This window comes from Nocardia pneumoniae NBRC 100136 (genome assembly GCF_000308755.1).
GTDB lineage: Bacteria > Actinomycetota > Actinomycetes > Mycobacteriales > Mycobacteriaceae > Nocardia > Nocardia pneumoniae.
This window is the reverse complement of record NZ_BAGF01000152.1, coordinates 188,699-201,569: the sequence shown is the minus strand read 5'-3', so window position 1 is coordinate 201,569 and position 12,871 is coordinate 188,699. Positions and strand designations below refer to the sequence as shown.

Annotated in this window: 11 protein-coding genes; 5 read left to right on the top strand and 6 right to left on the bottom strand. The window is 64.3% G+C overall.

What is annotated here, in order from left to right; all coding sequences use genetic code 11:
* Nucleotides 1-6: 6 nt before the first annotated feature.
* Genes ON34_RS34080 through ON34_RS32845 form a run of 4 tightly spaced genes read right to left on the bottom strand, consistent with a single transcriptional unit; the run spans nucleotide 7 to nucleotide 3,815 of the window.
* The gene (locus ON34_RS34080; protein ID WP_083889970.1) at nucleotides 7-576 is read right to left on the bottom strand and encodes a YbaB/EbfC family nucleoid-associated protein; all 570 of its coding nucleotides are present in this window, start codon (nucleotides 574-576) and stop codon (nucleotides 7-9) included.
* A gap of 27 nt (nucleotides 577-603) precedes the next feature.
* Nucleotides 604-909, bottom strand: coding sequence for a WXG100 family type VII secretion target (locus ON34_RS32855; RefSeq protein WP_157172574.1), 306 nt, complete (start codon nucleotides 907-909; stop codon nucleotides 604-606).
* 15 nt (nucleotides 910-924) lie between these two features.
* Nucleotides 925-3,000, bottom strand: a complete 2,076-nt coding sequence (locus ON34_RS32850) for a hypothetical protein (RefSeq protein WP_040787204.1) — start codon at nucleotides 2,998-3,000, stop codon at nucleotides 925-927.
* Nucleotides 3,001-3,041: 41 nt separating this feature from the next.
* On the bottom strand, nucleotides 3,042-3,815 hold the full coding sequence (locus tag ON34_RS32845; RefSeq protein WP_245548317.1) for an ESX secretion-associated protein EspG: 774 nt from the start codon (nucleotides 3,813-3,815) through the stop codon (nucleotides 3,042-3,044).
* Nucleotides 3,816-4,973: 1,158 nt separating this feature from the next.
* Here ON34_RS32845 and ON34_RS32840 point away from each other — a divergent pair.
* The 4 genes from ON34_RS32840 to ON34_RS32825 all read left to right on the top strand — a co-directional run bounded on the left by ON34_RS32840 (nucleotide 4,974) and on the right by ON34_RS32825 (nucleotide 9,295).
* Nucleotides 4,974-5,387: a peptidoglycan-binding domain-containing protein gene (locus tag ON34_RS32840; protein WP_157172572.1), complete on the top strand. Its 414-nt coding sequence runs from the start codon at nucleotides 4,974-4,976 to the stop codon at nucleotides 5,385-5,387.
* Between the two features lie 171 nt (nucleotides 5,388-5,558).
* A complete protein-coding gene (locus ON34_RS32835; RefSeq protein WP_157172571.1) occupies nucleotides 5,559-6,038 on the top strand; it encodes a hypothetical protein in 480 nt (159 codons plus the stop codon).
* A 275-nt stretch (nucleotides 6,039-6,313) separates the two neighbouring features.
* Entirely contained in the window at nucleotides 6,314-7,861 is a 1,548-nt protein-coding gene (locus tag ON34_RS32830; RefSeq protein ID WP_157172570.1) for a hypothetical protein, read from the top strand.
* Between the two features lie 795 nt (nucleotides 7,862-8,656).
* Nucleotides 8,657-9,295 (top strand): DUF4241 domain-containing protein, encoded by a 639-nt coding sequence (locus ON34_RS32825; RefSeq protein ID WP_051023467.1) that lies wholly within the window; start codon nucleotides 8,657-8,659, stop codon nucleotides 9,293-9,295.
* Between the two features lie 268 nt (nucleotides 9,296-9,563).
* On the opposite strand, the gene ON34_RS36680 is transcribed toward ON34_RS32825, so the two are convergent.
* Together ON34_RS36680 and ON34_RS32820 are read right to left on the bottom strand one after the other, a co-directional pair.
* Nucleotides 9,564-9,929 (bottom strand): hypothetical protein, encoded by a 366-nt coding sequence (locus tag ON34_RS36680; RefSeq protein ID WP_157172569.1) that lies wholly within the window; start codon nucleotides 9,927-9,929, stop codon nucleotides 9,564-9,566.
* Nucleotides 9,930-10,238: 309 nt separating this feature from the next.
* The gene (locus ON34_RS32820) at nucleotides 10,239-12,020 is read right to left on the bottom strand and encodes an ABC transporter ATP-binding protein (protein WP_245548308.1); all 1,782 of its coding nucleotides are present in this window, start codon (nucleotides 12,018-12,020) and stop codon (nucleotides 10,239-10,241) included.
* Between the two features lie 35 nt (nucleotides 12,021-12,055).
* Between ON34_RS32820 and ON34_RS32815 the strand changes: the two genes are divergently transcribed.
* Entirely contained in the window at nucleotides 12,056-12,529 is a 474-nt protein-coding gene (locus tag ON34_RS32815; protein ID WP_040787196.1) for a hypothetical protein, read from the top strand.
* The last annotated feature ends 342 nt before the right edge of the window (nucleotides 12,530-12,871 follow it).

Sequence of the window (12,871 nt, the reverse complement as noted above, 5' to 3'; positions counted from 1 at the left end):
GGGCGGCTAACCCCAACCCGAATCCGCGACCTCGGATCCCCGGTCGGCCGCCGCCTCCTCGTAGGGCTCCGCGTCGGAAAGCTCGATGGCCGGCGACGACTCGTCGGGGTCGGCCAGCACCTCTGACGACCGACGGGTCAGCTCGGTCGGCACGGCGGCGGCTTGGTCCGATTCGGCTTCGATGAAAGCGCGCGGGCGCGGTGGAACCGGCAGTTCCATATCGAAATCAGGCAATCCGAGGACGAGATCCGACACGGTCGGCAACTGCTCGCCCGCGCTCATCAGCGGCGCTCGCAGTTCCTCGGTGCGCCGCGCGACATCGACCGCGGCGGCCTTCGCCGCGGCCGTCACCGCGGCAGCGAGATCCGCGGGACTGATCCAGCTGATGTCGTCGGCGAAGTACGTGCCGGTCAGCTGGCCGTCGCAGTTCACGGTTACTTCGACGGCTCCGTCCAGAGCGGTGGCGGTCGAGGTCAGCGCGGTACGTTGCCGCTCGAATTCGGCGATGCCGCGCAACTGCTCCTGCAGCATGTCCATCGCCGCCGACACCGCACCCTTCGACATTCTGTCCCTCATCGCACCCACGCCTCAATAGATTTCGTATCAGGAAAAACCCGACGCCGATCCGCTCTCGGTCACGTCGTACATATCGGCGCCGGTCTTCAGGTTGTCGCAGATCGCGACAAACCCATCTCTACGGGCCTCCACCACTTCGATGAGCGCGTCCACGAACTCCTCGGCGCCGCCTTTCCAGAATTGCTGGTGATAGCGGTCCCCACTGCCGCAAGCCTCCACGTCATCCTTGATGCCCTCGAGCTTCCGCACGAGCCGGTCGTTGCAGTCGGCGGCGAGCTCGGCACGCCCACTCGCCTTGCGCATCCCATCCGGGTCGGCCCAGACTTCACCCATTGATGACTCCTCTCGTCATGACTGCGGCGCCTCCTGCCGCGGCGGCGCCTGCCGCCTGCTCGGCCTCGGGGCGACCGGAGCGGGCGGACGCTCGCCGTTCGACGGGACCACGGCCGCAGGCGGGGGCGTCGATTCCGGCCGCGGCGCTGCCTCGCCCACCACGGGCCTGGTCATGTCCACGGCCTCGCCCAACGCCTCATCCATGTTGTCGGCGTGGGTCAGGTACTGGGGCCGCTCGTGCTTGTTCTCCTGACCGTTCCTGGCACCTGGCGCACCGGCCGCACCGGGGGAACCGGGCATGCCCGCGGTCGGCCCCGCCGAAATCTGCGAGGCCGTCGCGCCGAAGGACGTCGCCGAACCGGCAATACTCGCGCGCGGGAACAACTTCGACGCTTCATAGGCGGGTTTGGGTGTCGCGGTGCCGGTACCGCTGCCCACACCGCTCCCGGCGCCACCGCCGCGCAACCCACTTGGCGAGAGACTCGACGCCCTGCTCGGGTCCAAACCGCTGGGGAGGGCCGGCGTCGCCAATGACGACGGTGTGAGCGACGGATTCGCCAGTTGCTGCGCGGCACTCGCCGCATCCCGAATCCCTTGTCCCAGCGCATTTGGCATCGCACTCGCCGCTTGCTGTTCGGCCTGCTGCCGCGCGGCCTCCTCCTGCGCACGCGCCGCCTCCTCCTGCTGGGCGGCGTACTCCTCGTACGCGGAGTAATCGGTGGGCGACAACGCGCCCGGATCGGCCGACTCGTAACCGGCGGTTTCGAGTCCGGCGGCGGGCAATCCACCACCGCTACCGGACGATCCACCATCGTCTCCGGCACCGAAGAGTTCGTTCAAATAGTCTTGGGTGGTCTGATCGCCGGTACCCGCGCCGGCGCCTCCGTAGTCACCGCCCAAACGGTTCTCCGGCAGTGGAGCCTCGGGGACATAATCGTCCAGGTATTCGAACTTTGACTCGTAATAGTCTTCCATGTATTCCCGGTATTTGTTGACTTCGTCATCGTCAACTCCAGAGATGGAATGGTACAAAAACAACCCCTCGGGATTCCAACCGTTCCATTTCCAGAGGGTGGTCGGCGGATCCGGATCGGGCGGCATCTCCTCCTGCGTCTTGTCGAGGCAAGCCGCTACGTGAGCGTAGAGACCACTCAGGGCAAGAGCGGCCTGGGACAAAGGCCAAGCGTCCGCCACGACGACGTTGACCGTCTCGAAGGCTTGCGCCGAGCCTGGTCCCTCCCACTTCGATTGGGTTACCGACTTCAGACGTCCGATAAGTTCGTCGACCACATTAGGTATTGCGTTTCCCACCGACGCCCAATTCCGCGCCATCTCATACGACATACTCACGGTATCCCGCGCCCTGATGTCCTCACCGAGTTCGTAAAGATCACCCCAGGACAAGTCGTACGGATTTTCACTCCCCGATGGAGTCTTGAGGAATCCACCATACTGACCGAATCCGAGAACCTCACCCGATGGACTGTCGGGGCTACCGTAGGGATTGACATCGGTCTGCGCGAAAAGCCCGGTGTAGTCTACGTACGAAAACGCAAATGGTCCACTGGCCGAAAGATCCGACAATGTCGGAGGAACAACAACATCACCGATTTTGCCAAAGTGCGCAGCACTCTCACCCTCAGCTTGTTCGTACGCCTTCTGCGCCGCCACGAACAACTCCTGCAGGGCGCGGAGATTTGAACCCAGCATCTCCAGGCCGTCAGCGATTATTGTACCCGACAAGTTGAACTTATCAGCCATTCCCGTACCGGATGGCTGATTGGAGAAGGGTTGATCGGTGAAACCGTTGTGCCCGGCAAACCAGCGAACGGCATCGACCCCATTGATGGCGGCCGTGCACAAATCCGCACACTCGTACGCCGCACCATCCTCGAGGTACAGGCGCTCCAGCTCGCCGTCGGCGTTATATTCGCCGTCGGTAGCCAGCGTAATAAGATCATTCAACCCCAGCGCGGTGGTCTCGTCACCGGTGCCGAACGGATCCGTCGTCTCGGTGGAGTCCTCGCTGGGCACGTCGGTCTCGGACGTATCCTGCTGAGCCGTCGACTGATCGTCATCGTGGTCGTCCACCGCTCACCTCCTGCCCATCGACCGAAAATAGTGCGGCCATCTCATCGCCGTCCGTCCTTGATCGCCCTGACCACGTCGGCGATGAGGGCATCGATACGAGCGGTCAGCCCATTCGCATCGACCCCGAAGGCCATCGGATCGTCCCGGTCGGTGATGACGTATCTGCCGTCGTCGTCCAGATCGCGCCATTGAAGTGCGCGTTTGGCGGCATACTGCGGCCCGAATCGGGAGATGCCCTGCTCGACGGAGATGATTCCGATACCCGTGACCGACGAGCGAAGGAATCGCTCTGCCCGATGCCATCCGGGGTCTTCGGCAGGCTCGCGAGTCAGCGATCGCCCGTATTCCTGATCCAGCTCCGTCGCGGTGTGGGAAATCAGATCGACGCTGCCGAGTTCGCCCGCCGCGGCGTCGGGTATACGGGCTGCCACGGCGGTACCCAATTCCAGGACGGGGTGCTGCTCGACTATGAATTCACCGCCGTGCTCACCGGGCTCGCCCCACAGCTGTTCGAGCAGATATGCGTCACTCCCGCGACGCGCCGCCTGCAGCCGGATCTGAGCCCCCTCCTCTGTGAGATCAACGCCCTTCGTCACGATTCTGATATCGGGCTTGGCGACCACATCGAGCACGTCCTCGAATCCGTCACCGAGCCGCCGCCGTACCGCCACGCCTGCGGCCTTCTTCGCCTCCAGGTAGTCGCGGTACAGTGGAATTCGACACGTGAACCCGAAAGGGCTCGGCAGCACTCCCGACTCGCGCATGTCCTCCCACAGCGCGACGAATTCCAGTCCGGTGAGACGCCAACGCCGCATCACCACGAGCATCCTCCCCGCTGTATCCCGGAACGTACATGCAACGCTCGCTCAGCGCGGGCACCGCTGTCAACGCAGATACCATGCACACCGAAGTTCTTTACATTTGCTTGAGGAGGCAGTTGCTACGAACGGGTTCTCGCACCCGTGCCGATCCTGGCGATAGTTGGCCCGGCGTTGTAGCACCGGTTCAGCGAGCCCTGCAGCGCGATCACCGCTTCGCCCGAGTCACCCTCCGACAGCTGACAGCGGGTTCCGACACCCTCCCTTGCCCGGTTCGCGCGACCGCCTCGCCGTGGGCGGCCACCAAACCCGTCCATCACACGTGGGTGCGGCCCGGGCGAATCACCCGGACTTGCACGATTTCTCACACTCCCGAGCGTTGCCGCCTGACAACGCCGGTCTCGATCGAGGACCTCCGATCGCAGCGAGCGCAGAGCGAAGACCACGGCGCCTACCTGTCGCCGGGCTGACAGGGACCCACCGCTGCGTACCGGACCATGGAAGTAGGGAGATCCGAGGAACTTTCGTTCCGAATTGATCTCGGGCGCGTCATCGACAGATCGACGGAGAAACCTGTCGGGCAGGGCCAACTTGTCTCGAGGTTGGTCGACATCGAACTTATCAGCAGCGTCCGGGAAGTGCCCACAGAAGATCACGGCATTGGACCAGAGGTTACGCACAAGGTTCGTCGCAACGTTGATTTGTGCAGCACGGGTTCCCGATAGGCCAAACCGGTAGCTGGTGACTTCCAGCGCGAGCAAGTCAGAATCGTCATCTTTCCGAGAATCGGCGGCAGCACGGCGCAAGCACCGATCCGAGCCCGCTGACCAGTACTACATCCCTTTGAGATTCATACCCGATCGAGATGGGTCACATCTTGGACCGTCCGGCCGCACCTCTAGCCGATCGATTCATATGGATCTTCGATGCAGATTTTACGGTCTCTTGAGTTTGGGCACCCATATGGGACCGGAGCTTTCCAAAGGCACTGTAAAGAGTCGACTGAGACCTCTTCCGAGCGTTTCGTTTACCTCGGTTGTGACGATATTGATGACGGAACCGATCCTGCCGGGAACGGCCGGACCGCCCGGACTATCGATTGCGGTAGTAACTATCCGAATGCCCCAGGAACGAGAATGAGGAACCATGGGAAACATGCGCACCAAGGTGGCGGCGTCCATCGCCGCCGCCCTGCTGACCGGCACCGTGCTGAGCGTGATTACTGCGGCGCCCGCGAACGCAGCCGACGCTTGCCACGCCACCTTCCACCACGAAGACCGCAACGGCCGAGTCGCCAAGCTGCCGGCGCGCGGCAGCGATGGCTGCACAATGCGCCAGGGCGACTCGGGTGACGCCGTCAAAGCCCTCCAGGTCGCGTTGAAGCAGTGCTACGGTCACAATCTGTCCATTGACGGCCAATTCGGCCCCAGGACCAGAGATGCCTTGATCAGTGCCCAGAAGAATGCGGGTACCGCCGCCGACGGCATCTATGGGCCCAACACCTTCAGCAAGATCAAGTGGCCCTACTTCGCCGAGGCCGTGGCCACCTGCCACCCCTACGGCGTCTAGCCTCCAGCAGTAGTTCGTGATCCCTCCCGGTAGTGGCGGCCATGGGCGGTGTGCTCGTACGGGCGGTGCCATGTTGACGCCGCAGTACAAGGGCAGTTGAAGTTCCGTCCTGCGTGAACATCTCGCGCAGCGCGCCACCCGGGAGACCCGCAGTTCGGCAATGGACTTACCGTGGCAGCCAACCAGATGCCGCCGCGTGCTCCCATTGAGATAGGCGACCTTCGATGCGGCGGGGTGTTCACCTTCGAACTGCAGCAGCGCCTCGCTGCCGCCGGCGCGCAGGCGATCGCCGTCGCCGGTCATCCGGGCGCCGCTAGGACCGAGTTCACCCATAACGTGGGCCCGCTGGTCCGGACTGTGGCGACTTCCTTACTCACTACCCATCCTGCACCAGCAGCTCCCACAGGCCGCGCCCGCCGCGGCATATTCGAAGCGGGCCGCCGACGCTTGCCAGCCGGATGGCACGGTTTCACCGCGGCTGAGGCGATGTTCGCGGGGACGGAATATATGCCCGTCGACTTGGAATGCAGGAGTGAGGGTCTCGCGCTGGTGGCGGCGGAACTGGATAGATACACGCATCGGCTGAATTCGCAGCTGCCGACACCGGAATGCCGGCGGTGCTCGTTCGTCAACGGTCGCTCGGCGGTGTAGTCGCCGCGCATCTACGGTTCGGTGGTCCGTGCAGCCTGGCGCCACCATTCGAACGGTGGTGCGATATATGGAGAATTTACAGTCCCTTGAGCGCGGCACTTGTGTTGAGCCAACCCGCGCGCGGAAATTCGTGGAACCATGTTTATGAACCGGAGCCCGATGGGTGAAGTATCGACCGGTCGCATTCGTCCGCGATCGGGCGACATCGATATCGGCCGGTGTATTTCGAGAGCGCAAGTGTGCGGAACGGCAATGGCTGGAAGGTTTCACGTCCGATGACGGGACAGGACAAGGATGACAGGGACGAGCCCGCAGCGGAGGACAGTCCGGATGTCCCGTTCACCCTGGCGGGTCTCGACGAGCAGGCGCAGCCCGCCATCTCCGGAGCGAACGCCGACGATGCATCGGTCGCCGGGGAGGGCGCCGAGCAGCCGCGCGGCGCGGACGAACCTGCGGATGTCATTCAGCGGATCGTCGATCAGTTGACGAGCGCGGCGCCCGACGACTGGCGTGCGCTCTACGCGGAATTCGCGGTGACCGTCACGGCCGACGCAGCGCAGGCCGTGTTCTCCGTCGGCGACACCGAGGTGGCGGCGGAGGTGTCGAAGGGGGTTCTGGAACTGGTTCGCGCGCATCGGAGAGTTGCGGCGGACGACGATTCGGGCCCGTGGTGGCGGTTGCTGCTGCATGTGACCGCGGACGGCGTGGTCGACGTCGACCAGGACTACGGCGAACGCCCCTTCCCGAAAGAGCAACTGTTCTCTCCCGCGGAGTACCGCGCGGACATCGATCGGTATCCGCGTGAGCGGCTTCCTGTGTGGTTGGCGGCCTACATCGGGCACGACGGCAGGCAGACGCGCAGCCCCCAGCGAGCCGCCGTCGCGGCGCGGGCGGACCGGGCCGCCGAGGTGTGGTCGGAACTGGTGGAGAACGAACTCCCTCCGTTCCCGGTGATGTGGGCACGGTGGGCGACGATCGCGGCGGCGTTCGTCGCGGTCGGCTCCGAGTGGGGCCCGCGGATGATGCCGTCACTGGCCTGGTTCGAAGGTTCTCGGCGCAGCGGCTCCACCTTGTGTTCACTGCTGAACGGCCGTGCCGTGCTGTCGGGCGGCGTGTGGAATGCCCCGGCTTTGGACGCCGCCTACAACGACGGCGGCGAGATGCCGAATTTCTTTGCCGGAGCTCCGGAATGGGTGGCGGACCCGGTGTTGAACCCGCGTGCCGAGACCGGTCTGATGTCGTTCTGCTACTGGTGGGAGGCCGGTCGGTGGTATCGGGGCGAGTCCCCGGCGGCCGAGCAGTGCGCCCCCGCGATCCCCGGTGTGTGGAGCGCCGATACCATATCCGATATCGTGGCTCGCCTGCTGACGCGGCAGCCGAGTGCCGAGCAGCGCTCGGCGGCAATGACTTTGGTTACCGCGGCGGAGGCGGGTGTGGTAACCCGCGACACCGTGGCGAATATGTTCGGGGACGCTGTTCATGATGTCGACGGTGCCCTGTACCAACTCCGCATGGCCGGGTTGGTGATCGAGGTGCCGGACTCGATGCCGGAGCCGCTCGCGATCGCCCGGGTGCGGCAGTACGTGCTCGGGCGCGGTCTCGACACCAGCGGGTACCCTCTCGACAAGCTCGTCGCCGACCGGATCAGCTGCGGCTGGATGGTGTACGTCCCTGTGCCGCAGGGCGAAATCGCCATCGGCCGAGCCATCTTCTACATCGCCGACGACGGCGTGCTGGAACCGTCCTCCTCCTCGGTTCCCCCCACGAAATTCGTCGCCGGATTCGAGAAGCGCTTCCGCGAGCGCCAGCGCACCGGAGTGTAGATCATCGATGAGGTTACCGGTGGCGGCGTCGCCCGAGGAGCCTGCCACCAGCACCCCCTCTCGATGGTCAGCGGGTTGAGGGGAAGTGCTCGATCGGCAGCGCATGAACCACCGGCATGGAAACCGTGCCGCCTCTGGTGCTGTCCGAAATATTCCGCGACGTTGCCTTGTTCGTCGGTATCTCCACTGTCGGTAATGATCCCACCCCGGTCGACGGTCAGCGTTCCACCACTCAGTGAGTACCAGTCAAACCCTATGAGTGGCGGCGGAGTTAATTCCTGTGTATCAACTGGCCCTACAGCAGGTGGGAGCCACCCCGCGCGACCTCATCCGGGAAGAGCGGCAATAACTCGCCCACACCCGACTGCACAATCCCGCCTACGCCCGCGCGCGCATCAGCAAAATCGGGCCGTGGCGACACGATTCGACAAACTCGCCGTCCGGTACCTGGCCACGCTTCACATCACCGCCATCAATAACCGCTACCTCGAGTTCGAAACACTGCCCAGTTCCGTGTCCAGGAACGTTGATCCTGTAATCTCTTGACATCGTGGATCACTGGGATGTCGCACTTGGGGATACTGTTGGGCCCGCGCGTGAGATGTTCACTGATGCCGTACATGGTTGGGTTCACGTGGTTGGCGACGTGGATGTACTCGGCGTGGGTACTCCCCTGATTTCTGGTGTGGAAAGGAAGCCGTGGTGGTTTCGGAATCTCCCGGTGCACTGAGACCCGCTCATCCGGATGCGTTCTGCACCGGCGGCATACGGTTCCGTGGGCCGGCCGGAAAGCTTTTGGTCAGCGAAATTCACGACAAGGGTGATCTGGTGTTGCCGACCGGGCGCGTCATCGTTGGTGACCCGACCGGGCTGGTGTTCCCGGAGGATTTCGAGGCCTTCACGCAGACAGTACCTGGTGGGCGGTATCCGCTGACGCTGTCGGTTGTGCGGTTCGTCGAGGATCCGGACCACGTGCGGGTTTGCGCGGCCGTTCTCGTTGTGCAACAGCAGGCAGTGACCGTCCACTGGGAGCAGGCGTTGCTTGCCGGGCAAGATCCGACCGTACTCGGCGAAGGCGAGTTCTTCGGGTTCGGGGTCGACGGCGGGATGGGGTGCTTGTTCGACGCCTCGCTGCTGGATCACTTCGCCACGGTCCTCGATGACCGTGCGGATGGCGCGACCGGCTGGGTCGAACTCCTGTGCGGAGACGGGCCCGAAAACCTCGTTGCCGGGATCCATACAGTGACGCTGGCGGGACCTACCGGCGAGCCGTCGTTGACCGCGTTCGAATCCGGATTCGGCGATGGCGCCTACCCGGTATGGTTCGGTCGTGATCTTAACGGCAATGTCACCTCCGTGGTCGTCGATTTCCTCGTTCTCGACAACGCCGAACGTCTCGACCCGAACCCGATCGCCCCGTCCTTGCACGGTTGACGGCTCCAGAACGGCATGGGCGCAGCCCATAGCTGTCGTCCCGTACAACGGCGAAGACCCCGCTCGGCCGGAATCGAGTAGCCATGCCTCGAATCAGAAATCGCCGTCAGCGACCAGCCCACGCAGGCGACACGCCGCTGCGACACGAATGGAAAAGATGCTAACCAGACAGTAGCTCAACCACATGCATAACAACTGCACCATCAACAGTGCTCCCATGGGGCATGTCTCGGGAGAACCCAACCGTCGCCCCTATGAACTCGAGTCATCAGTCCGGCCTCGTGCCCGCCGACTGACGTGCCGCGAGAGCCGGGATTGCCTCAACCTTCTCCTGCGACAACGAGTTCCAGATGATTCCCGCAGGCCGACGACGTTCGTCGCACCAGATCACATCTTCTGGCGTAACAATCAAGTCAACGCGGAAATCGTGCATGCTCTGGGCGAACACCACCGCCAAGAGCGGGGCGACGCCCAGTTGCCACCACGAGTTGGCAGCGAATACGCGGTCTTGTTGTGGCGGATGCGGCAGGCGGGCCTGCTGGATCGACGGTTGCGGTATTACGCCTGCGAGAGCGCGGTCACCGCGCTGGCGTTCGCTGCCGGGTGGGCGGCGTTCTTCTTCGTCGGTGGGCATCGACCCCGGCCGGTGCCCACCGATCATCACACCAGCCCTGGATCTGCGCCACCGGCGTAACCCCGCCGGACCACGAACATCCGAACCACCCATTTCGACCGAATAGGTCGATTACCACTGCGGGCCCCGCTCACGGCCCGGAGTGCCTGTGACGCAACGGATGGCAGAACCCACACGTCCAGCCGATGTTTTCGGGGATCCAGTCGCAGCGACATCCACATCGCCGAGATCACCTGTGGCCGCACGTAGTTCCGGAAGCGGAGTTCATCGACGATGCGGATAGGCAACGTGCAGCACGGCTGGCCACGATCAACGGGCGACCACGTCCTCGCCGAGGAATCCACCCGACTGGTGCCGCCACAGCTGCGCGTATGTTCCTTGCGCGTATAGCAGCTCCTCGTGTGTCCCCTCCTCGACGACTCGCCCGTGGTCGAGCACCACCAGCCGGTCCATCCCGGCCACGGTGCTCAGCCGGTGCGCGACCACCAGTGCCGTACGCCCTTGCATCAACTCCCAGAGTGCTTGCTGCACGAGCAGTTCGCTTTCCGAGTCGAGGGCGCTGGTGGCTTCGTCCAGGAGCAGGATCGGTGCGTTCCGCAGGATAGCCCGGGCCAGCGCGACCCGCTGGCGCTGGCCGCCGGACAGTTTCACGCCGCGCTCGCCGATGAGCGTTTCCATGCCCTGCGGCAGCGCGTCCGCGAACTCGATGACGTGCGCGGCCTCGGCGGCCCGCAGGATCTCCTCGTCCGTAGCGTCCGGACGCGCGAACCGGATGTTCTCGCTCAGGGTCCGGTGAAACATGGCCGGGTCCTGTGGCACGTAGGCGATCAGACTGCGCAGATCCGCCTGCCGGAGCCGGGTGATGTCCTGCCCGCCGATGCGTATGGTTCCGGATTGGATATCCATCAGCCGCAGCAGAAGTTGGGTGATGGTGGTCTTGCCACCACCGGATCGTCCGACCAGGCCTACCTTGGCGCCGCTGGGCACGTGCAGATCCAATCCGCGGAACAGCTGCCGCGCACCCGCGTGCGTGAAGTTCACGCTCTCGAACCGCACGTCGAAGCCGTTGGGCCGCAGTGGTTCCGGATGTTCGATATCGAGCACCTGTGGTTCGTCGAGCAGCAGTTCCGTGAACTGCGCCGCCTCGGTGAGCACGGTCTCCAGCCGCCGGTAGATCTGATTGAACCGGAACATGATCCCGGTGGCGTTGAAGTAGTAGGTGAATGCCACCACAATGGCCTCCACCCCCGCATTTCCGCCGCTGAGGCCCAGCGCGATCAGCAGGCCTATCACGTTGGTGAGCACCAACAACGGCGCGACCAGCGTATCGATCCGCAGGTTCGCGTAATCCCAGGAACGCAACGACTTTCGCCGCGACGAGGCGACCCGCCGCCGATGCTCGGCCGCCTCCTGCGGTTCGGCAGCGAAGGCGCGCACCACCTGCATGTTCGCCAGGCTGTCGGCCACATGCCCGGAAACCTGCGCAATCGCGGCCTCCCGGGCGTCGACGAGCTTCTGGCGGGCCTGGATCAAGGGCATGATGACCAGCGCGGTCATCACGATCATCCCCATCAGCACGACGACCAGCATGGGGTTGTAGCGCCACAACACAACCGAGGCAAACATCAGCGGCACCAGTGCCGCCAGGATCTCGAAGGCCAGGGTGTCCACGAACTGTTCGAACCGAGCCGCGAAGCTGAGCGAGCGCTTCGTCAGCGAACCGGCGAAGTTGTTGTGGAAGAACGCCGCGTCCTTGGCGAGCAGCTCATCCATGGCGAGCACGTAAAGATGCTCGATACCGTAGGCTTCGACTCGGTTCAGACAGTGAATTCCGATGCGCCACAGCAGCTCGGCAAGCAGCAGGGTGGCACCGAAGGCTAGGATATAGGAGGCCAGAGCCCGGAAGCTCGTATCCCCGGTTACCGCGACCCGACCGACCATCACAGCGACGATCAGCGGTGCGATGTACAGGTTGCAGATATTGCCGAGTGCCGGCGCCAGCAGCGCCGAAATCGTTGTGGCCTTGCGAGCTGCCATTTCCCGGCCATAGAAACGCAGCACCAGTTTGACCGCCGTCGCGCGTGAACTCATGCTCCCCCCTCGTCTCGAGTTGAACGAGCGATGCAGTGAGCAATGATCCCGTGTCCAGGGAGGTTACCGCCAGCGAATATCCGCCGACCGCGGGCTGGGTCCGCTCTCGTAACTCTCAGGGCCGCCGGGGTTGCGCCGCCCACGGCGGCCGCGCCGATCCGGTACACCAGCTCGTCGGAGCACTCGCTTTCCGCTGCAATGCCGACGCGGCACGGGACGCAGAGGTCATTCGCGCGCTGGCGATTCGCCACGGTTACGCATTGCCGCACTTGTTTACGGTCGAGTCGCACCTCGATTCGGGCGCACTGCTCAGGTTGATCGAGCGTGTGCATGTGGCAAGGGCAGGTGCGGTGATCGTTCCGGGCATGCCGCATCTGGGCGGCGCTGTCCCGGCCGTGCTCACCCAGGTGTGCAGTGTAATCATGCCCGGACACGTGGTGCTCGGGCGCAGCCTGTATCCCGCGCCGCGACCTTCGGGGGCGGACCGATCGGTGGGTGACCTGTGGTGAGTGCGCCCGGAATCGGACTGCGCCCCTCGGATCTCGGGACTGCGACGGGACGGGTCGCGTTCTACAAGCGCGTCGCCGCTCTCGCAGCCGAAGTCGAACCCGGACCGGATCATCGTGCGCGCGAGCAACTCCGTGCGCTCCTGCCTGCCCGCCCGGGGCAGGCAGGAACTCGGCGCACTCTGGCGTATCACCGCGCCGGGAGGAACCGGACGTGCGTCTGTCGATCGAACTCGCCGAGAACATGCGCGTGGATTTCGCCGCATGCCTGACCGCCGCACTGGTGTTCGTGCAGGTGCGTGCGACGCGAAAGCACCACTCCTGCACATTGACCGTGCACCACGG

Excerpts from the sequence above, each read along its gene's own strand:
- ON34_RS32820 (WP_245548308.1), bottom strand. The coding sequence starts at position 12,020 with ATGAGTTCACGCGCGACGGCGGTCAAACTGGTGCTGCGTTTCTATGGC.
- ON34_RS32845 (WP_245548317.1), bottom strand. The coding sequence starts at position 3,815 with ATGCGGCGTTGGCGTCTCACCGGACTGGAATTCGTCGCGCTGTGGGAG.
- ON34_RS34080 (WP_083889970.1), bottom strand. The coding sequence starts at position 576 with ATGAGGGACAGAATGTCGAAGGGTGCGGTGTCGGCGGCGATGGACATG.
- ON34_RS32840 (WP_157172572.1), top strand. The coding sequence starts at position 4,974 with ATGCGCACCAAGGTGGCGGCGTCCATCGCCGCCGCCCTGCTGACCGGC.
- ON34_RS36680 (WP_157172569.1), bottom strand. The coding sequence starts at position 9,929 with ATGCCCACCGACGAAGAAGAACGCCGCCCACCCGGCAGCGAACGCCAG.
- ON34_RS32855 (WP_157172574.1), bottom strand. The coding sequence starts at position 909 with ATGGGTGAAGTCTGGGCCGACCCGGATGGGATGCGCAAGGCGAGTGGG.
- ON34_RS32830 (WP_157172570.1), top strand. The coding sequence starts at position 6,314 with ATGACGGGACAGGACAAGGATGACAGGGACGAGCCCGCAGCGGAGGAC.